We start from the raw sequence: 19,031 nt of genomic DNA, 5'->3' as shown, positions 1-19,031 counted from the left end.
CGCGCGCAGGCGCGGGTCAGTTCTGATCACTCGGCGGACCGTGCTGCTTCTGATCACCACCAGTCGCGGTCGAGCTTGGCCTCGATGCTCCGGGAATGATCACGGGTGCAGGCCGGGCACAAGATCAACAACCGGTCATCGAGTCGCTCGCGGCTCCAGGCCCAGGTCGGCTCGGCCGGCTCGGGCGATCGGTCGCATTCCGAGCAGCGCAACGGATCGACGGCCGGCTGCGCGTCGCTCATCCCGGCTTCGGCTCGGCGTACCCGGGCAGGAATTCCTCCAGTACGGAAGCGAACGGCGCCCGCGCGTGCAGCTGGGACAGCACCGCGATGCCGCCGAGCCAGACCCGGTGGATCAGCAGATAACTCGGCGGCAGGTTGAGCCGGGTCGCAACGCCGTTGGAGGAGTGCGGATCCTTCACCCGGTGGAACTGGGCCCGCATCCAGTCCCGGGTGAATTCGAACTCGGGCACCGTCGCCGGCTCGACGAACGGGCTCAGGTAGTCGAGCAGATCTTCGGCGTCGACGTCGGAGGGAACGAAGCCTTCCGCGTGCAGCCCGGCCGCCACCATCGCGGCGTCTCCGGACCGGGCGATCCGCAGGATCCGGCCCATCGCCGGCGGCAGGCCCTCGGGTAGCCGAGCCACCAGACCGAAGTCGACGACGCCGAGCCGGTCGTCGGCCAGGATCAGGAAGTTGCCCGGGTGCGGGTCGGCGTGCAACAGCCCGACCGTCGACGGCCCGGCGAACAGGAACCGGACATAGCGCAGCGCGACCCGGTTGCGGCGCTCCGGCTCGAACGCCTCCGCCCGTGACATCGGGATCCCGTCCAGCCATTCGGTGACCATCACCCGCGAGGTGTGGGCGATCACCGCCGGCACCACGAAGTCGGGATGGCCGGCGAACCCGTCCGCCGCCTGCTGCTGCGAGGCCGCTTCGATGGTGTAGTCGAGCTCCTCCTCGATCCGCGCGGTCAGTTCGTCCACCAGCGGCTGGACGTCCATGCCGCCGACCAGCGGCGAGATCACCCGGGACAGCCGGCCGAGCTGGCGCAGGTCGGATCGCAGCGCCTCGTCGGCGCCCGGATACTGCACCTTCACCGCGACCCGGCGCCCGTCCTGCCAGACCGCCCGGTGCACCTGACCGATCGACGCGGCGGCCGCCGGTCGCGCCTCGAAGGACCGGAACCGGCTGCGCCAGTCGCCGCCGAGCTCGCGGGCGAGCACGGAATGGACCCGGGAGGTCGGCATCGGCGGCGCCGAGTCCTGCAGCCGGGACAGATGCTTCCGGTACGGCGCCGCGAACTCCTCCGGCAGCGCCGACTCGAACATGCTCAGCGCCTGGCCGAACTTCATCGCGCCGCCCTTGAGCTCGCCGAGCACCCGGAACAGCTGGTCGGCGGCCCGGCGCTGCATCTCCTCGGTCACCGCCTCCGCGGGCGTGCCGGCGAGCTTCTTGCCCAGGCCGAGCGTGGCCCGGCCGGCGTACCCGATCGGCAGCGAGGCGAGCCGGGCGCCGCGACGCCAGGCGGACCGGGCCAGCTCGTCGGAGTCGCCGGCGTGGCCGGACTCGTCGCCGTCGAACCGGCCCCCGCCGGCGAACTCGTCGGGGGCGGGCTGGTCGGTCGAGGAGCCGCTCATGGGCTCATTCTGCCGGGCCGCCCCAACCACAGCCGCACCCGGGATGGCCGGGCCAGCGCCGCAGCCGCGGCGCGAGCTCGGCGCCGGTCAGCTCCACCGTGGCGCCGAGCGTCTCCGGCGGTCCGGCCGGGCCCGCGCGGCTGGCGGGCGTGGCCGGCCCCGGCGCGTACCGGAGCGCGGCATGGATCTGCACCAGCGCCGTGCTGACGACCCAGCTGGTCAGCAGTTCCGATGACGGCACCCGGGTCTGACAGAGCTGGGCCAGCAACTCGGGCCAGCCGGGATCGGCGCCGGCTCTGGTCAGGTCCAGGCAGCGCAGACAGGCCGATCGGCCGGGCAGCACGAGCGGGCCGACCACGGCGAGGTCGCCGGCGGTGCGCACGATCAGGTGTGGCTGGTCGTCGCGGACCAGGGCGGCGCCGAGCACGCGGTCCGGCTCGGCGGTCTCGGTCGCGACGATGGTCAGGTCGGCCGGCCGGTGCCGCGGCTCCGGCCACTGTCGTACTGCCGTGACCTGCAACTCGGGCTCGTCGGCTTTCAGTTGCCGGGCGATCGCGCCGATGCCGGGTCCGTCTGTGGGTGCGGACCGGCCCGGAGCCAGGATCAGTTCGGCCGTGCCGGAGCGAGCCAGGGGTCCGGCCAGACCGGCCGCGAGCGGGCCGTCACCCACGATGCACAGCCGGGCCTCGGCCAGGGTCCGGGTCGCGTCCTGACGCTCGGTCGGGAACTCGACCAGCCCGGCCTGCCGGAGCAGGGTCAGCGCCCCGTCCAGTTGGCCCTCGGGGATTCGTCGTCGCCGGGCCGTCCGGCGGAGGGTGGGCAGGGTCTGGCGGCCGTCGACCAGGGCCAACACCTCGGCCAGGGCAGGCGCCACCCCGGACAGGAGCACCGTGTCGTCGGTGTCCACGCCGACCTGGACGGCGCCATCGCCGCGGCGGAGGAAGATCGTGGACCGGGTGAACCGGGGACGGGCGGCCGGCCCGGCTCGCCCGGTCGAACCGCGCTCTCGGGCTGCGGTTCGGAGATCGCTGTGGGTCACGGGCCAAGTCTGGCCGGATTCGGCGAGCTCCGCCGAGTTGTCCACAGGCTTTGAGGGATGAATTTCATCATGTGCCGCGGCCGCGGAACGGCGCCCCGAGACGCACGATCCGCGGCCGTTCGCACATGCGGCCAGCGCCGCAGCCGCCGGCTAGCGGCGGTTGGTCAGGCCTTGCCGAGGATGCGGTTCAGGTTGGTGCCGCACTCGGGGCACTTCGCCTTCGCCATCCGGGTGCCCTTGTCGTTGACGTGCACCTCGCCGGTCGCCTCGCGCTTGGCCTTGCACTTCACGCAGTAGAACTCTCCGCTGTAGGTTTCTGCAGCCATCGTTCGTCTCCTTGCTCGAAATCCTCCGCAGACCTGGTCGGAGTCTGCGGGACCGCGTTGCGGCCTGCAGCGCTGGGTCGCCGGTTACTCTACGCGAGCGGGCCCGGCGGTGACGCTTAGACGCGCGGTGTGTTATCGGCCGTCGGCACGGGCAAAACGAAACCTCCAGAGTTCGGTGTGCGCTTGCCTTCCCCTGCGAGCGCGCCGACCAACTGGAGGCTTCGTGTTGCAGAACGTTATGGCCTCGGCCGGGGGAACGTCAACACAAGCTCAGGATCTGTCGTCCACGACCTGTGGAGAACCCTGTGGGTTGCTCTGTGTACGCAGCGTATTTGCCTGTGGACAGGGCACGTCACCAGGGATGACTCCGCTGGTCAGGTCCGGAATGCCGACAGCAGACCTCTCGGCGATCTGGTCTGGTCACAATTTTTCGGGATTGACTGGAGCGATTAGACTGCTGCCGCGTCTGAAATCCATGTCCTCCGGCCGCCTGGGAAACGGCCTCGACTGCGGTCGGGGAGGGGGACATGAGCGTGGGTCCCTTGGCTCGTACTCACTTTTGGATGCTTGGGGGCCCCAACAGGGGAGGGGAGGTGAGAGGCGATGTCACAGGTCGTGATCCACTGTCCGTCAACCGATAAGGACATCCCGACCGGGATCGACCTCGATAAGACGGCGTGGGAGATGATGAAGATCGACCAGGGCGCTACGCAGTGCCTGTGGTGCGGTGAGCTCCACGTCTGGTCGAAGCAGGAGGCTCGGCTTGAAGACCTGAGCGCGCAGCTGGAGCTGCCCGTTCATCGGGTCGAAGAGCCGGTTGAGGAGGCGGATGAGCCGACACAGGTTATTGTTCAGCCGGTGTTGGCAGAGAAGATTGCCGCCCAGAACTGAGTTAGCTCATTGATGGCCAAGGGGTCGTCCGGCGCCACGGCGCGGGGCGGCCCCTTTGTCATGTCCACGAGACGTAGCGAAGGGGAGCGTTGATGCCGAGGGTGTGTTTCACGGTGCAGGTCGATCCGCAACGGCTGACGGAGTACCGGCAGCGGCACACGCCGGTCTGGCCGGAGATGCTGCGGGAGATCGCGGCGTCGGGTCGGCGCGACTACTCGCTGTTCCTGCGCGACGACGGGCTCCTGATCGGCTACTACGAGACCGACTCGGACGAGGCCAGTGCGGCCTACCTGGCCGGGTCGGCGGTGGCCGCCCGCTGGGAGGCCTCGATGCAGGAGTTCTTCGTCGGCCTGGGCGGAAGAGCTGACCAGAGCGCGGTTGTCGTACCCGAGGTGTTCAATCTGGATCAGCAACTCGCCGACCTCTGACCCGGCTCGGCGGGCTGCTCCGGGTGGTGGCCCGGACATACAGTCGTCCCAGGAAGGTTCTTGGGAATCGTCGAGGAGCTGAGGTGGAGCAGGCCGAACCGCGGGTCGTGGTGCGCCGCAGCGCGCGGCGCAAGCGCACCGTGACCGCCTACCGGGAGCGCGACAGCATCGTCGTGCTGATCCCGCAGCGGATGTCCAAGGCCGACGAGTCCAAGTTCGTGAGCGAGATGGTCCGCAAGGTGCTGGACCGCGAGAACCGGGAGCGGGCACCGGCCGGAGACGCTGACCTGAGCCGGCGGGCCGACGAGTTGGTGGATCGCTATCTGGCGCCGGCTGTCGGCTATCGACCGCGGCCGTCCCGGGTGAGCTGGGTCCGCAACCAGCAACAGCGCTGGGGATCGTGTACGCCGAGCACCGGCACCATCCGGCTGTCCCACCGGCTGCAGCCGATGCCCGGCTGGGTGGTGGACTACGTCCTGCTGCACGAGCTGGCCCATCTGGTGCACGGCGCCCACTCGGCCGACTTCTGGGCCCTGGTCGATCGGTATCCGGAGGCGGCGAAGGCCCGCGGCTTCCTGGAGGGATACCTGGCCGGGCAGGGCACGCCGGCGGCCACCGAGGACGACGTCGACACCGCCGATGGCGAAGTCGCCGCCGAGCCCGAGGCCCCGGCCGCGCTGTCGGAACCCCGGCGGCCGGAGCCGGATCACCTGACTGCGGAGGATGGAGATGCCGAGGAGCCGAGACTCTTCTGACCGGCGCCGGGTCGCGGTGGTCCGGGCCGGCGGCGAGAGCGGCGCCGCGCCGCCCGGCGTCGACCCGGCGGAGTTCGCCCGGGCCTGCCTGGCAGACAGCTACGAGGTGGTGGCCGAGCTGGCCGGCGTCCGGTCCGGCATCGCCGGCGACGACGGGCCGACGATCGCCGGGTTGCTCTGGCCCGGCGCCGTGCACTGGCCCGGCCGGTCGATCCTGGAGCTCGCCGGTCTGGCCGCCGCCGAGCACGACGAGCTGGTGGTCGTCGCGCCGGACGTGCCGGATCTGCCGGACCTGATCCTGGCCAAGGTGTTTCAGGGGCTGCACCGGTCGGCGGTCTGCATCGCGCCGGAACGGGCCGACGACGACGAACCCGCGGGCTGCGTCGCCGTCGGCCTCCGGCTGCCCTGGCCGGACTGGCTGCCCGGTGACCTCGGCCTGGACACCCCGGTCGAGGTCGTCCGGTCCGCCGCGCCGGACCGCCGAGCGCTGCTGCTCGGCCCGCCGTGGCACCGGCTCCGCCGGCCGGCCGCCGTCCACCGGCTGGATCCGGGCCTCGAGGGCTGGGAGCACACCCGGGCCCTGTTGGAGGGCCGGCCGCTGCGGGACTAGTCAGCCGAGCAGCTTGGGGGTCGGCCGGCCGAGCGGAGCGGCCAGCTCGACCAACTGGGCCAGGTAGTCGAAGGTGCTGTGGTCGGCGAGGTCCGGTAGATCGACGATGGCCAGGTCGACCTCGAGGTCGGCCAGCCGATCCAGCCGGCGCTTGGCCGCATCGAGGTCCCGTTCGCCGAGCCGGCCGAAGGTGGTCTTGACGAGCTCCTCGTAGGGCCGCTCCGCCTCGTCGCACCGCTGCCGGAGCACGGCGAACTTGTGCTGCAGGGCGGCCGGGTCGGACAGCTCGAAGAAGTTGTTCGCGTCGCCGTACTGGGCGATCAGCCGCATCGTCTTGCGCTCGCCCATGCCGCCGATCAGGATCGGCGGCCGGTGCAGCGGCGCCGGAAGGTTCATCGGGTGCTCGAGTTGGTAGTGCCGGCCCGCGAAGGCCGAATCGTCGCCGGAGAACATCCGGTGGGCGATTTGCAGCGTCTCCTCGAGCCGCTCGAACCGTTCCGACAGCGGCGGGAACGGTACGCCGAGCCCCCGCGACTCGTCCTCGTTCCAGGCGGCACCGAGGCCCAGCCAGGCGCGGCCGCCGGAGAGTACGTCGAGCGTGGAGACGGTCTTCAGCAGCAGGCCCGGGTGGCGGTAGTGAACGCCGGTGACCAGGGCGCCGAGTTGCATCCGGGTGGTCTGGCCGGCCGCCCAGGCCAGGGTGGAGTAGACCTCGACCATCGCCTCCTCGGGCTGGCCGGCGACGGCGATCTGGAAGAAGTGGTCCATCGGCCAGAAGCTGTGGATGCCGATCTCGTCGGCGGTCCGGACCGCTCGGCCGAGCTCCGGGCCGATCGTGGCGGGGCCGCCGGGCAGGGTGAAGTTCATGACATGGAGTCCGATCTGCATGACTCCAGATATTAGCCGGCTAATCTCGTTGGGCAACCCTGGCCAACAAGTCGGACAGCTGTTCGACTTCGGCCGGGCTCAGGCCGGCGCCGACCAGCGCGTCGGCGTCGCGCCAGGCCTGCTCGACCGGCCGCTGCAGGGCGCGGCCCGCGGCGGTCAGGTGCACCGTACGGCTGCGCCCGGGCCCCGGTTCGCGGCGGAGGTAGCCGGACCGTTCCAACCGCTGCAAGGCCTTGGTGACGGTCGGGCGCTCGACCCCGATCCGGGAGACCAGCTCGGCCTGGGTGATCCCGTCGGCCCGCCACAGCTGGGCCAGCATCAGATCCTGGCCCGGGTGCAGGCCGAGCTCGGTCAACACGGGCCAGATCGCCGGCCGGGTCGCCTTCATCGCCTTGAGCAGCCGGTACGAGAGCGTCTCCTCGATCATGTCGCCATCCGGCTCACTCGATGTGGGTCGCGATCGGGGTGCCGACCTCGACGGTCCGGCCGACCGTGCAGAGCCGGTCGTGCGACTGCGCGACGATCTTCGGCAACAGCTCCCGGGCCGCGTCTCCGGCGGCGCCGTCCGGGAACCTGACCTCGAACGTCACCGCCAGGTCGGTCAGCCGGTTGCCCTGCTCGTCGCGCACCTTGTGGGCGTCGACCCGGACCTGGAACGACTCCGGCTCGGCGCGTCGGGCGGTCACCGTGCCGACGTCGACCGCCGTACAGGCGCCGATCGCGGCGAGCAGCAACTCGACCGGGGTGAAGTCGGAGTCCGCGGACCCGACGGAGACGATTCCGCCGCGGACGTTGGTGGCCGTGAAAGCGCCGGCACCGTCCCGGGACAGGGACACGGTGCGGAGTGAAGGGTCGTTCGCCATGGACCAACCCTGCCAGAACGAGAATCTGCACCCTGATCGGAAACGCTGGCCGGATCAGCGGAGCAGGGCCGCCCCGACCAGATCGGTGACGGAGCGGTCGTCGGTCGGCACCTGGTCCGGGTCGAACCACCGGACGTCGGTCGACTCCGGGCTGATCACCGGGTCCGGACGCCCGGGCACGGTGGCCAGGAACTGGACGTCGAGATGATCACTGCCGCCCGGACCGCAGAAGTCGACCCGGTGCCGGGACAGCCGCAGCGGGACCGGATCGATCATGATCCCGGTCAGCCCGCTCTCCTCTGCTGCCTCGCGCAAGGCGGCTGCGGGCAGCGTCTGATCACCCGGCTCGATATGGCCCCCGACCTGCAGCCAGCGGCCGACCTTACGGTGCAGCACCAGCAATACCTGGCCCGTCTCCGGTGCGGTGATCAACGCGCTCGCGGTCAGATGGGCGCCCGGGCAGTCACGGGCCCAGCCGTCCGGCCGCACCGCAAGATGATCAAGGTACGCGAGCCGCAGCGCCTCCTGTTCGGCTTCGGCCGGACGCCAGCCCGACAGGACGTCGCGGCAACTGTCGAGCAGGCTCACGCCTTCTCTGCCCCGCCGTCCTGATCATGATCATCGTCGCCCCGCCGCTCCTCGGCGTCGAGCAACTCGGCCAGCGCGGCGTCGAACTCGGAGTCGTCGGTCTTGGTCTCACCGGCGACGAAGCCGAGCGGGTCGTCCAGGTCGGCCGACGTCGGCAGCACGTCGGGATGGGACCAGACCGCGTCCCGGCCGTCGACCCCGCGGGCGTCGGTCAACGCGGCCCACAGGTTCGCGGCGTCTCGCATCCGGCGCGGCCGGAGCTCCAGCCCGACCAGGGTGGCGAAGGTGGCCTCGGCCGGTCCGCCGGTGGCCCGGTTGCGGCGCACCGTCTCGGCCAGAGCGTCGGCCGCCGGCATCCAGCGCGACGTCGCCCGGGTCACCACGTGGTCGACCCAGCCCTCGACCAGCGCCAGCATGGTCTCCAGCCGGTCCAGGGTCGCCTTCTGCTCCGGCGTCTTCTGCGGCTCGAACAGCCCGCCCTCGAGCGACTGCCCGAGCTCCTCCAGGTTGTTCGGGTCGATCTGGCCGACCGCCTGCTCCAGCGCCGAGGTGTCGATCGTGATCCCGCGGGCGTACTCCTCGACCAGCGCCAGCACCTGTTCGCGGAGCCAGGGAACGGCCGCGAACAGCCGCTGCCGCGCCGCCTCGCGCAGCGCGAGATAGAGCAGCACGTCACTCGGAGCCTGGTCCAGCCCCTCGCCGTACGCCGCGATGTTGGTCGGCAGCAGGGCCGCCTGGCCCGGCTTGCTCAACGGCAGCCCGATATCGGTCGCGCCGACCACCTCGGTGGCGAGCCGGCCCAGCGCCTGGCCGAGCTGCAACCCGAACATCGATGCGCCCGAGGTGCGCAGCATCGGCCGCAGCATCTGCTCCAGCCCGGCCATCTGCGGCAGTTGTTTCATCTCTTCTGAGTCGAGGCTGAAGCTCAGCGCACCCTCCATCGCATCGGCGATGTGGCTGGCCACCGGCTCGACCAGCCGGCGCCAGACCGGCAGCGTCTCCTCGACCCACTCGGCCCGGCTCCAGGCCCGCATCGCGCCGGCGGTGCGCGGAAAGATCATCGCCTCGTCCAGCCAGACCTCGGCGATGGACGCCGCCTGGTCGATGTCGCGGCGCTGCTGATCGTTCGGGGTCGGATCCGGTCCGAGCGCGGCGACGGCCTTGCGGGCCGTGTCCTTGGTGACGTCCCAGTTCACGCCGGAGCCCGCCTCCGGAGTCTGGGAAAACATCGACCCCGAGCCGCCGAGCATCGCGAACGCGTTCTGCAGTTGGCCGATCAGGGCGTTCATGTCCTGCTGGTCGCCGCCGCCCTGGCCGGGCTGCAGCCCGCCGAGCTGGCTGAGCAGCGCCTCCAGCGGATTGGCCGGCTGATCACCGGCGGGCTTCGCCGGCTGATCACCGGACGGCTTCGCCGGATCCGTTTCGTCCGAACGATCGACCCCGTCCGCGGGATCGGGTTCACGATCCGGGTCGTCGGGTTGACGATCGTCGGGGTGACGATCCTCGGCCATGACATCTCCTCGCTCAGGTTCGGACGTAGTACTCCACCGTACGCGGCTCCACCGGGCCAGCCGTAGTTGATCGCCGAGAGCGGAGCCGGCCGCCGGGCGAATCCTGAGAATCAGCCGAGCGCCGCGGCCCGGAGCGGTGGTTTCACAGGTGCTCTCGGTAGGGTGCTGCGCATGTCCGCGGTCCGGCACGTCCTGATCTCATCCTCGCCGTTGAGCGTCGATCGGGTGCTGGCCGCGGTCGCGAACGATCGGGTCGGCGGGATCGGCCTCTTCATCGGCACCGTTCGCAACGTCGACGAGGACCGCCCGGTGATCACGTTGGACTACACCGCGCACCCCACGGCGGAGAGCACCCTGCGCGAGGTGGCCGAGCAGACCACAGCGGGCCGCTCGGTGATCACCGCGGCGGTCGAGCACCGGATCGGCGCGTTGGCGATCGGCGAGCTCGCCGTCGTCGTCGCCGTCGGAGCCGAGCACCGGGCCGAGGCGCTCGAAGTGTGCCGGGACCTGATCGACCGGATCAAGGCCGAGGTGCCGATCTGGAAGGAACAGGAGTTCGCCGACGGCGACACCGCCTGGGTCGGGCTCCGGTGATGGGGTTCCAGGGGTGACGAGGCAAACCTGGACGGCGTTCTTCTCCGCGGCCGTCTTCATTGCGTTGACCGCGTTGCTGGTGTTCGTGCCGGCGCCGTACGTCTCCTGGTCGCCCGGCGGCACCCAGGACACGCTCGGCACGATCAACGACGTCCCGATCATTTCGATCAAGGACACGCCGACCTTCCCGACCAGCGGCCGGCTGGACCTGACCACGGTCTCGGTGTCCCGGGCCGATTCGCGGGTCAGCCTGCCCGAGGCGGTGTTGTCCTATTGGCTGCCGGGCCGGGATGCGCTGCCGCGGACCAGCGTCTATCCGGAGGGCACTTCGGCCGTCGAGGCCGAGCAGCAACAGACGATCAGCATGCAGACCGCGCAGCACGATGCGGTCGTCGCGGCCCTGCAGGCGGCCGGGGAAAAGGTGACCGCGATGCCGGTGGTCTCCTCGGTCGTGGTGGACGGCCCCGCCCACGACAAGCTGCGACCGGGCGATCTGATCATCTCCGTCGACGGCCAGGGCGTGCACGCCGTCGAGGATCCGGGGACCTTGATCAGGAAGCGCCCGGTGGGCTACCGGGTGCCGTTCGTCGTGCTCCGGGATCATCGCCGCGTGACGGTCGAGATTGCGACCATCAAGTCGGACACCGATCCTCGGGTGCCGGTGGTCGGCATCACCGTCGGCATGGGCTACTCCTATGGTCCGGACATCTCTTTCGATCTTGGTGACCGGATCGGCGGGCCGAGTGCCGGGCTGGTGTTCGCGCTGGCGATCTACGACAAGATCACTCCGGGTGAATTGCTCGCCGGGCGGCACATCGCCGGCACCGGGACGATCAGTCCGGACGGCACGGTCGGCCCCATCGGAGGACTGCAGGAGAAGATCACCGCCGCCGACAGTGCGGGGGCCGAAGCATTCCTGGTCCCGGCGCCGAACTGTGGCGAGTTGGCCGGGTTGGACACCGATCTGGAGTTGATCAAGGTCACCACGTTGGCCGACGGCATCGAGTCGCTGGGCAACCTCGACGCGCCGGACCGGCTACCCCGATGTGGATGACGACGTGTCAGTTGACGTGTGGATGAGTTCAGGGAGCGGATGAGTACGGAAACCCCCGCGGACCAGGCCGATGAGGCACTGGTCGCGGCATTGATCGAACTGGAGCGCCACATCGGCGAACGCGGCTGGGATCAGCCGCCGCGGTTGTTCGCGCTGGTCCGGACCGACGACGTGATCGCCGCGGAACCGGAGCTGGTGCAACAGCTCGGCCTGCGGGGGAGTGCCGACGGTGCGCCCGAGGACGCGTTGACCGCGATCGAGCAAGATCATTTCCAGGGCTCCGGCGATGTGCTGGCCGACCTGGAGCCGATCGTCTGGCCGGACGCCGTGTTCGGTTGCGCGATCGCGCTGGAACGGACCTTCCTGCCCGCCGCGGCCGAGCCGGACCTCCCGGAGGATCCGACCGCGGCCGCGGAGTTCGTCGCCCAGCACCCGGATCGGCAGGACGTCCGGGTGGTGGTCGGCGCCGACCGCGCCGGCCACAGTCACGGGGTGGCTAGGCTGATCGCCCGTCCCGACGACCTGCTGGCGGCGCCCGATCTGGTGCCGGGTCTCGGTGCGGCCCTTGCGCATACGCTGAAGCTCGACGACCCAGAAGTTGAGGAGAGACAGTGAGTACGATTCGGCTGGGCCGGCCCAGGAGCGCCCTGCTACCCACCTTGGTGATCGCGGCCGTGGTGGTGATCCTGTTCGCGATCTTCACCAATGTGTGGACCGATCGCCTGTGGTATGTCTCGTTCGACTTCGGCGCGGTCTTCAACACCATGTTGGTGACCCGGCTCGGGTTGTTCGCCTCGTTCGGGTTGCTGATGGCCGCCGTGGTCGCGGCCAACGCGGCGGTGGCGTACCGGCTCCGGCCGCGGGTCCGCGGTGCCGGCCCGTCGAGCCCGTTGCTGGAACGTTATCGAGAGGTGCTGGAGCAGCGCCTGGTCTGGGTGATCATCGGCCTGGGTGTGGTGGTCGGGGTGTTCGCCGGTGCGACCGCCAGCGGACAGGTGTTCACCTACCTGGCCTGGCGGAACTCCACCCCGTTCGGCGTCACCGATCCGGTCTTCAATCTGGACATCGGCTTCTTCGTCTTCGACTACCCGTGGTGGCGGTTCGCGCTGTCCTTCGTCTTCGTCGCGCTGTTGTTCAGCGCGGCCGCGGCGGCGATCATCCACTATCTGATGGGCGGGCTGCGGCTGATCGGCCCCGGCCGCGGCGGCACCCCCGGCGCTCAGGCCCATCTGTCGATCTTGGTCGGTCTCGCCGTGCTGGTGCGGGGCGTCGGCTACTGGTTCGACCAGTACGGACTGAACATCGCCGACACGTCGATCATGACCGGCATGAACTACACCGCCGACAACGCGACCCGTAATGCCGATGTGATCTTGGCGATCATCGCGGGTCTGTGTGCGGTGCTCTTCTTCGCCAACGCGGTGCTGCGCCGGTGGTCGGTGCCGATCATCGGGCTGACCCTGATGATCTTGTCCGCGATCATCCTCGGTGTGGTCTACCCGGCCGGCGTCCAGCTGCTCCAGGTGCGGGCCAACGAGCCGGTGCGGGAGCGTCCCTACATCGAACGCAACATCGCGGCGACCCGCAGTGCCTACGACGTGGCCGATGTGGAGATCGCCGACTACTCGGCCCGAACCACTGCCTCCGCGGGGCAGTTGCGGGCGGATGCCGAGGCACTGCCCGGCATCCGGCTGATCGACCCGGCCGTGGTCGGCCCGGCGTACGAGCAGCTGCAGCAGGTCCGCGGCTACTACGCGTTCGGCGACGTTCTCGACGTCGACCGGTACACCATCGACGGCGCCGAGACCGATGCCGTGGTCGCGGTCCGGGAGATGAACCATCAGGGCATCGAAGCCCAGAACTGGAACAACCTGAAGCGGGTCTACACCCATGGCTACGGGTTGGTTGCCGCCTACGGCAACCGTCGGCAGCCGGGCGGGGAGCCGGAGTGGATCGTCAAGGACATCCCGCCGACCGGCAAGCTGACCGAATACGAGCCGCGGATCTACTTCGGCGAGAAGCAGACGGACTATTCGATCGTCGGAGCTCCGGAGGGCGCGCCCTCGGTCGAGTTCGACACGCCGTCCGGCGGCGAGGGCGGCAACCCGGCGACCAACACGTACGAGGGCAAGGGCGGCGTGCCGGTCGGCGACCTGTGGAGTCGGCTCCTCTATGCCGCGAAGTTCGCGGACGTGAACATGTTGCTGTCGACCGAGCTGAATCCCGAGTCCAAGATCATCTACGACCGGACGCCGCGGGAACGGGTGATGAAGGCGGCTCCGTGGCTCCGGGTCGACGCCGACATGTATCCGGCGGTGGTCGACGGTCGCATCGTCTGGATCGCCGACGGCTACACCACGTCGAACTCCTACCCGTACAGCCAACGGGTCTCGCTGGAGGAGGCGACGTCGGACTCACGGACTCGCGTCGGCGCCCTGCCGGCCCAGCCGGATTCCATGATCAACTACATGCGGAATTCGGTGAAGGCGACGGTCGACGCGTACGACGGCACCGTGACCCTGTACACCTGGGACGACACCGATCCGGTGTTGCAGACCTGGAAGAAGGTGTTCCCGGGCATCGTGAAGGACAAGGCAGAGATCTCGGCCGATCTGCTGAAGCATCTTCGCTACCCGCAGGACATGTACAAGGTGCAGCGCGAGATCCTGGCGCGCTACCACATCACCGATCCGCAGAACTGGTATCAGAACTCGGACCTCTGGCGGGTTTCGGATGATCCGCGGCAGGGCGCACCGGCCGGGTCGAAGGAGTCACCGAACTTCCTGTCGATCAAGTGGCCCGGTGACGAGTCGGCCGTGTTCTCGTTGACCTCCACCTATGTGCCGGAGGGCCGGCAGAACCTCGCTGCCTACATGGCGGTGAATGCGGATGCCAGCAGCCCGAACTACGGCCAGCTGCGGATCCTGCGGATGTCGGCGCAGACCCAGATCGACGGTCCGGGCCAGACGGCCAACGTGTTCAACTCCAATGAGGTGGTGGCCGAAAGGCTGCGCCCGTTCCAGCAGGGCACGGCGACCGCGCAGTTCGGCAATCTGCTGACCCTGCCGATCGGTGGCGGCCTGCTGTATGCGCAACCGATCTACACCCAGCGGCAGGGGAGCACGGCGGCCTATCCGGTGCTGCGGTTCGTGCTGGTCAGATTCGGCGGGTCGGTCGCGATCGGCGACACCCTGCAGCAGGCCCTGGACCAGGTGTTCAAGGGCAATGCCGGTGCGAAGACCGACGAGGAGGGCGGCACCGAGCCGCCCGACAACGGCGGCGAGAACCCGGACAACCCGGCTGCCAGCCAGGCCCTGGCCGAGGCCGGCCAGGCCTTCGAGGAGGCCGATCAGGCGCTGAAGTCCGGTGATCTTGCGACCTACCAGGCCAAGATCAAGGAAGCCGAGGAGGCGATCAAGCGGGCCCAGGCGGCACTGAACCGCTGATCCGACGCACAACGGGTGGATTCCCGCCGGTTACTCCCGGTGAGAATCCACCCGTTGTCTGCGTTGGTGGGTGAACGGATCAGAAGTCGAACAGGTCACCCAGGAAGCCGCCCTTGCGGCGCTTGCGGTGGTGACCCTGCTGGTAGCCGCCGCCGTAGTACTCCGGCGAGTCGGGCGATCCTGCCGAGCCGTAGCGGTAGCGCTGCTGCTGCGGATACGGCTGCTGCTGCGGGTAGGGCTGTTGCGGATAGCCCACGCTCTCGTTCGGCGCGGGCGCGGCCGGCCGCACCGGTGCGGCCTGGGTCGGCGCGGTGGCCGGCGGGTCCTGGCGCGGCGCACCGCCGCCGGGGGCGCGCTCGATGATCTTGTCGAGTTCGCCGCGGTCGAGCCAGACCCCTCGGCAGGTCGGGCAGTAATCGATTTCGATGCCCTGCCGGTCGGTCATCTGGAGCACGGTTTGGTCCACGGGACATTGCATGCCGACCAGGGTAGTCGGCCACCCCACCAACTTGTCAGAACTGAGTAGCCCTATAGCGCAACTCAGTTCTGACAACTCGGGAGATCAGGGGTGGTCGAGGATGGTGAGGTCGTAGCCGAGGGCGCGGATCGGGTCGGCCAGGGTGTCGGCGTCGCCGGCGATGGCGAGGCTGAGCCGGTCGAGGTCGACCACGGCCTGATAGCCGGAGCTTGCCGATTCCGGAGTGACCCGGCGCAGCGCGGCCAGATTCTGGTTCAGATGATCATCTTCCAGCCCGGACAGCACCTGGCTGGCGGCCTGGTCGGCGACGCCGTCGGCGGTGGCGAAGCGCAACGGCGCGACCCCGGTGTAGTAGGCCACGGCGTCGCGGACCTCGTCGGCGGTGATCGGCTTCTGCGCGATGTCGAGCAGGGCCCGAGCCTCGGCCAGGGCATCGGCCGCGACCTCGGTCCGGAACGCGCCCTGCACCGCGTACGACCCGCCGGATCGGAGCGGGCCGAAGGCGAGGTGCACGCCATAGGTGTAGCCGCGTTCCTCGCGCAGCACGGCGTTCAGCCGGGACAGGAAGGCGCCGCCGACGGCGTAGCCGGCGATGCTGACGTCGGCCCAACGGAGGTCGCGTCGGTCGATGCCGAAGCCACCGAGCCGCAGGTCGGCCTGGACCGCGCCGGGGTGGTTGATGATCACGGCGCGGGGCACCGCGGGCTGCGGCGGTACGTGCTCCAGCGGCTCCGCGTGATCACCGGCGGTCCAGCCACCGAACGCGGCCTGGACCAGCGGCAGCGGATCCTCGGCGAAGTCGCCGGCCAAGATCACCGTCGCCCGGTCCGGCCGGAAATGATCACGGTGGAAGGCCCGGACCTGCTCCTGGGTGACGGCGGCGACCGTGTCCGGTAGGCCGCTGTTCATCCGGCTGGCCCGGCTCTCCGCCGCGAAGACGCCGGAGCGGAAGGCCACGCTGGCCGACTGGGCCGGATTGGCATAGACCTGATCGATCTCGGCCAGCCGCAGGGTGACGTGCCGTTTCACGTCGGCCTCGGCGAAGGCCGGCTGGATCGCCGCCTCGGCAAACAGGTCAAGGGCCGGCCGGAGCCGCGAGGCCGGCACGTCCAGGACGGCCTGCAGCCCGGCGAGCGACACGTCGATGCCGAACCCGGCGCCGAGGGTTTCCAGTTGCTCGGCGAACTCCTCGCCGCCGTGCAGCTCGGTGCCCTCGTCCAGGGTGCGGGCGCAGATCGTCGCCACGCCCTCGATGTCGCGCGGCTCGGCGGCCAGCGGGAGATCGATCACCAGATGGGCCGAGATCACGTGCTGACCGGGCATCCGATAGATCGCCACCGCCAGTCCGTTGTCCAGCCGGTGCCGCTCCGGCGTGGGGAAGAGCCAGTCGCGGGGCGGGTCGATCGTCGGCTGATCGGGAAAGGCGGTGCTCACTCGGACTCCTTGCGGTAGATCAAGGTGGCTCGATGATCAGGATCGAGATGCTCGGTCAGGGCGGCGGCGATCTGGTCCCGACCGATCCCGGTGATCACCGACAACCGGGAGTTGATCAAGGTCGGATCGCCGTGCAGGGTGGCGTACTCACCGATCGCGTCCGCCCGGGAGTCGATCCGGGCCAGCTCGTTCAGCCAGTGCCGCTCGAATTGGGCCTTGGCCCGCCGGACCTCGATCTCGGTCGGCCCGTCTGTGCGCAGCCGGGTCAGCTCGGCCAGCAGCGCCTCGGTCAGCCGCTCGGGCTCGACCCCGGAGCGGGCCCGGGCGTAGCACAGGCCGAGCGAGGTGCCGCCGATCAACGGCATGGTCATGGCGGCCGCGCTCTCGGCCAGCTCGGCGCCGCGGACCAGCGCCCGATGCAGTCGCGAGGTCTGGCCGTGGCCGAGGATGGACAGGGCTAGATCGGCGGCGTCGAAGGCCGCGGTGTCGCGGGTCGGCAACCGCCAGGTCAGATAGATCGCGTCCGCCGGGACCGCGGCCGAGGTCTCCTGCTGCGGCAGTCCGGTGATCGCCGGCAGCGGGGTGTCGTCTGGGTCGGCCGGGTCCAGGTCGGGCGCCAGGCCGCCGAAATAGCGTTCGGCCCGGGCGAAGGCGTCCTCGGCCTGGAGGTCGCCGGCGATGGTCAGCACGGCGTTGTTCGGCAGGTAGTGGGCACCGAAGAAGGCGCGGACGTCCTCCAGCGTCGCCGCGTTCAGGTCGTCCATCGAGCCGATCGTGGTGTGTCCGTACGGGTGCTCGGCCGGGAAGGTGAGCTCGATCAGCCGCTGCATCGCGTCGCCGTAGGGGACGTTGTCGTAGCGCTGCCGCTTCTCCTCCTTCACCACCTCGCGCTGGGTGTCCAGGTTTTCCTGGGTCAGCGCGTCCAGCAGCGTGCCCATCCGGTCGGCCTCGAGCCACAGCGCCAGGTCGGCCCCGCCGGTCGGCAACGTCTCGAAGTAGTTGGTCCGGTCCATCGACGTGGTGGCGTTGACCATCGCCCCGGCGGCCTGCATCAGCCCGATGTGCTGGCCGGCGGCGACATGGGCCGAGCCCTGGAACATGATGTGCTCGAACAGGTGCGCGAACCCGGTCCGGCCCAGTTGCTCGTGCCGGGAGCCGACGTCGTACCAGAGGTTGACCGCGACCGACGGGGCGTTGTGATCAGGGCTGGCGATCACTCGCAGCCCGTTGCCGAGGACGGTCTCGCTGATCGGGTACGAGGTCGTGATCGGATGCGCGGTCGCGGACTGCTCGGCGGGCGAGGTCATGCGAGCCATCACAGCACATCGAACGGCCCGACCGAACACCCGGTGCGCTGCTACCTTGGCGATCATGCTGATAGCAGAAAAGTTCCTGCTGCTGGTCATCGACGACCGCACCGGGAAGCGCATCATCGGCCGCGACCGGCTCGACCCGGCTCTCGGCGGGGCGGTGCTGGCCGAGCTCGCGCTGCGGCAGCGGATCGGCATCACTGGGGACGACGCCGGTCTGCTGAGGCGCCGGCGGGTGTCGGTGACCGATCCGACCCCGACCGGTGACGAGGTGCTTGATCATCTGCTGGTTCGGATCGGGGAGAAGCCCGATCAGAAGGCGGCCAATCTGATCACCGCCACCAACTTCAAACGGGGCAAGACGCACCTGCTGGAGCAGCTGACCGAGCGACTGGTCGCGGCGGGCGTGCTGTCGGAGCAGCAGGGCCGGATCCTCGGGCTGTTCCCGACCAGCAGTTGGCCGACCGCCGACGCCGCTCCGGAGCATGCGGTGCGGCAGTGGCTGGAGGCCGCGTTGATCGCCGGAGCGACGCCGGATGAGCCGACCCGGGTGTTGATCGCGCTGCTCAGCGCCACCGACTCGCTGGCCAAGGTGGTGCCGTCGGACGACCGGCGGGCCGTCCGCGCCCGGGCCAAGGAGCTGAACCAGGGCGACTGGACCGCCGCCACGGTGAAGCAGGTGATCGACGAGGTCTCCGCCGCGGTCACGGCGGCGATGGTCGCCTCGTCCAGCGGCAGTGGTTGATCACTGGGGCCGGAGGTCGAACCGGACGAAGGCGCGCAGGCTGCCGGTGCCGTGATCACGGAGTTCGGCGTAGCCCAGGCTCTCGTAGAAGGCGCGCTGAGCCGGCTCGTCATCGGTGAGCAACACCTGCTGCCGTACGTGCTCGTACCGGCTCAGGACGGCCGAGACCAGCGCCCGGCCGACCCCGCCACGCCGATGATCGGGATGCACCAGCACGTCCTGCAGGTAGCAGATCGTCGCGTCGTCGGAGAGCGCGCGGGCCAGCCCGACCAGCCGCCCGTGCTGCCGGGCGGCGACCACGAACGAGGAGTTGTCGACCGCGCGCCGGAGCCCGGCCGGATCGGCGGTGTAGGCCGTCCAGCCGACGGCACCGTAAAGGCCGACCAGTTCCTCCTCGGAGAGGCGCGGCGCGGGCTCAATGATCGGCACGCC

At 69.9% G+C, this 19,031-nt stretch carries 22 protein-coding genes; 9 read left to right on the top strand and 13 right to left on the bottom strand.

Going from position 1 to position 19,031, the window contains the following annotated elements:
- Nucleotides 1-53: 53 nt before the first annotated feature.
- From FNH24_RS02900 to FNH24_RS31685, 4 genes are all read right to left on the bottom strand, one after another.
- Nucleotides 54-242: a hypothetical protein gene (locus FNH24_RS02900; RefSeq protein ID WP_152360646.1), complete on the bottom strand. Its 189-nt coding sequence runs from the start codon at nucleotides 240-242 to the stop codon at nucleotides 54-56.
- The gene (locus tag FNH24_RS02895) at nucleotides 239-1,639 is read right to left on the bottom strand and encodes an ABC1 kinase family protein (protein WP_152360645.1); all 1,401 of its coding nucleotides are present in this window, start codon (nucleotides 1,637-1,639) and stop codon (nucleotides 239-241) included. The genes FNH24_RS02900 and FNH24_RS02895 overlap by 4 nt, the downstream gene beginning before the upstream one ends.
- Before the next feature lie 4 nt (nucleotides 1,640-1,643).
- Entirely contained in the window at nucleotides 1,644-2,678 is a 1,035-nt protein-coding gene (locus tag FNH24_RS02890; protein ID WP_152360644.1) for a hypothetical protein, read from the bottom strand.
- Between the two features lie 164 nt (nucleotides 2,679-2,842).
- Nucleotides 2,843-3,004: a DUF5679 domain-containing protein gene (locus FNH24_RS31685; protein WP_170304471.1), complete on the bottom strand. Its 162-nt coding sequence runs from the start codon at nucleotides 3,002-3,004 to the stop codon at nucleotides 2,843-2,845.
- Between the two features lie 603 nt (nucleotides 3,005-3,607).
- Between FNH24_RS31685 and FNH24_RS02885 the strand changes: the two genes are divergently transcribed.
- The 4 genes from FNH24_RS02885 to FNH24_RS02870 all read left to right on the top strand — a co-directional run bounded on the left by FNH24_RS02885 (nucleotide 3,608) and on the right by FNH24_RS02870 (nucleotide 5,688).
- Nucleotides 3,608-3,895: a hypothetical protein gene (locus FNH24_RS02885; protein ID WP_152360643.1), complete on the top strand. Its 288-nt coding sequence runs from the start codon at nucleotides 3,608-3,610 to the stop codon at nucleotides 3,893-3,895.
- 92 nt (nucleotides 3,896-3,987) lie between these two features.
- On the top strand, nucleotides 3,988-4,323 hold the full coding sequence (locus FNH24_RS02880) for an L-rhamnose mutarotase (RefSeq protein WP_152360642.1): 336 nt from the start codon (nucleotides 3,988-3,990) through the stop codon (nucleotides 4,321-4,323).
- A gap of 83 nt (nucleotides 4,324-4,406) precedes the next feature.
- Nucleotides 4,407-5,078 (top strand): YgjP-like metallopeptidase domain-containing protein, encoded by a 672-nt coding sequence (locus FNH24_RS02875; protein ID WP_152360641.1) that lies wholly within the window; start codon nucleotides 4,407-4,409, stop codon nucleotides 5,076-5,078.
- Nucleotides 5,053-5,688 carry a hypothetical protein gene (locus FNH24_RS02870; RefSeq protein WP_152360640.1) on the top strand — a complete coding sequence of 212 codons (636 nt, stop codon included), beginning with the start codon at nucleotides 5,053-5,055 and terminating at the stop codon, nucleotides 5,686-5,688. Before FNH24_RS02875 ends, FNH24_RS02870 begins: the two co-directional genes overlap by 26 nt.
- Here FNH24_RS02870 and FNH24_RS02865 read toward each other — a convergent pair whose 3' ends face one another.
- Genes FNH24_RS02865 through FNH24_RS02845 form a run of 5 tightly spaced genes read right to left on the bottom strand, consistent with a single transcriptional unit; the run spans nucleotide 5,689 to nucleotide 9,538 of the window.
- Complete coding sequence (locus FNH24_RS02865; RefSeq protein ID WP_152360639.1) at nucleotides 5,689-6,576, bottom strand: LLM class F420-dependent oxidoreductase; 888 nt, start codon at nucleotides 6,574-6,576, stop codon at nucleotides 5,689-5,691.
- Nucleotides 6,577-6,595: 19 nt separating this feature from the next.
- Nucleotides 6,596-7,003, bottom strand: coding sequence for a MarR family winged helix-turn-helix transcriptional regulator (locus tag FNH24_RS02860; RefSeq protein ID WP_152360638.1), 408 nt, complete (start codon nucleotides 7,001-7,003; stop codon nucleotides 6,596-6,598).
- 13 nt (nucleotides 7,004-7,016) lie between these two features.
- The gene (locus FNH24_RS02855; protein ID WP_152360637.1) at nucleotides 7,017-7,439 is read right to left on the bottom strand and encodes an OsmC family protein; all 423 of its coding nucleotides are present in this window, start codon (nucleotides 7,437-7,439) and stop codon (nucleotides 7,017-7,019) included.
- Nucleotides 7,440-7,493: 54 nt separating this feature from the next.
- Nucleotides 7,494-8,027 carry an NUDIX domain-containing protein gene (locus tag FNH24_RS02850; protein ID WP_152360636.1) on the bottom strand — a complete coding sequence of 178 codons (534 nt, stop codon included), beginning with the start codon at nucleotides 8,025-8,027 and terminating at the stop codon, nucleotides 7,494-7,496.
- Complete coding sequence (locus FNH24_RS02845) at nucleotides 8,024-9,538, bottom strand: zinc-dependent metalloprotease (RefSeq protein WP_152360635.1); 1,515 nt, start codon at nucleotides 9,536-9,538, stop codon at nucleotides 8,024-8,026. The genes FNH24_RS02850 and FNH24_RS02845 overlap by 4 nt, the downstream gene beginning before the upstream one ends.
- A gap of 171 nt (nucleotides 9,539-9,709) precedes the next feature.
- On the opposite strand from FNH24_RS02845, the gene FNH24_RS02840 reads away from it, so the two are divergent.
- The 4 genes from FNH24_RS02840 to FNH24_RS02825 are packed head-to-tail and all read left to right on the top strand — an operon-like array spanning nucleotide 9,710 to nucleotide 14,632.
- Nucleotides 9,710-10,132 carry a molybdenum cofactor biosynthesis protein MoaE gene (locus FNH24_RS02840; protein WP_152360634.1) on the top strand — a complete coding sequence of 141 codons (423 nt, stop codon included), beginning with the start codon at nucleotides 9,710-9,712 and terminating at the stop codon, nucleotides 10,130-10,132.
- A gap of 13 nt (nucleotides 10,133-10,145) precedes the next feature.
- A complete protein-coding gene (locus tag FNH24_RS02835) occupies nucleotides 10,146-11,186 on the top strand; it encodes a YlbL family protein (RefSeq protein ID WP_152360633.1) in 1,041 nt (346 codons plus the stop codon).
- Nucleotides 11,187-11,225: 39 nt separating this feature from the next.
- Entirely contained in the window at nucleotides 11,226-11,801 is a 576-nt protein-coding gene (locus FNH24_RS02830) for a PPA1309 family protein (protein WP_152360632.1), read from the top strand.
- Nucleotides 11,798-14,632, top strand: a complete 2,835-nt coding sequence (locus tag FNH24_RS02825) for a UPF0182 family membrane protein (RefSeq protein WP_152360631.1) — start codon at nucleotides 11,798-11,800, stop codon at nucleotides 14,630-14,632. Before FNH24_RS02830 ends, FNH24_RS02825 begins: the two co-directional genes overlap by 4 nt.
- 79 nt (nucleotides 14,633-14,711) lie before the next feature.
- On the opposite strand, the gene FNH24_RS02820 is transcribed toward FNH24_RS02825, so the two are convergent.
- The 3 genes from FNH24_RS02820 to FNH24_RS02810 form a co-directional block, all read right to left on the bottom strand.
- Nucleotides 14,712-15,110 (bottom strand): TFIIB-type zinc ribbon-containing protein, encoded by a 399-nt coding sequence (locus FNH24_RS02820; RefSeq protein WP_152360630.1) that lies wholly within the window; start codon nucleotides 15,108-15,110, stop codon nucleotides 14,712-14,714.
- An 84-nt stretch (nucleotides 15,111-15,194) separates the two neighbouring features.
- Entirely contained in the window at nucleotides 15,195-16,544 is a 1,350-nt protein-coding gene (locus tag FNH24_RS02815; RefSeq protein ID WP_152360629.1) for a M16 family metallopeptidase, read from the bottom strand.
- Nucleotides 16,541-17,851: a M16 family metallopeptidase gene (locus tag FNH24_RS02810; protein WP_152360628.1), complete on the bottom strand. Its 1,311-nt coding sequence runs from the start codon at nucleotides 17,849-17,851 to the stop codon at nucleotides 16,541-16,543. Before FNH24_RS02810 ends, FNH24_RS02815 begins: the two co-directional genes overlap by 4 nt.
- A gap of 64 nt (nucleotides 17,852-17,915) precedes the next feature.
- Here FNH24_RS02810 and FNH24_RS02805 point away from each other — a divergent pair, with 64 nt between their 5' ends.
- Nucleotides 17,916-18,599: a GOLPH3/VPS74 family protein gene (locus FNH24_RS02805; RefSeq protein WP_161605958.1), complete on the top strand. Its 684-nt coding sequence runs from the start codon at nucleotides 17,916-17,918 to the stop codon at nucleotides 18,597-18,599.
- Here the strand turns inward: FNH24_RS02805 and FNH24_RS02800 are convergent, their stop codons facing one another.
- Nucleotides 18,600-19,028 carry a GNAT family N-acetyltransferase gene (locus FNH24_RS02800; RefSeq protein WP_152360626.1) on the bottom strand — a complete coding sequence of 143 codons (429 nt, stop codon included), beginning with the start codon at nucleotides 19,026-19,028 and terminating at the stop codon, nucleotides 18,600-18,602.
- Between the last annotated feature and the right edge of the window lie 3 nt (nucleotides 19,029-19,031).

The organism is Microlunatus speluncae (genome assembly GCF_009299835.1).
GTDB classification, from domain to species: domain Bacteria; phylum Actinomycetota; class Actinomycetes; order Propionibacteriales; family Propionibacteriaceae; genus Microlunatus; species Microlunatus speluncae.
This window is presented reverse-complemented; position numbering and strand designations above follow the sequence as displayed.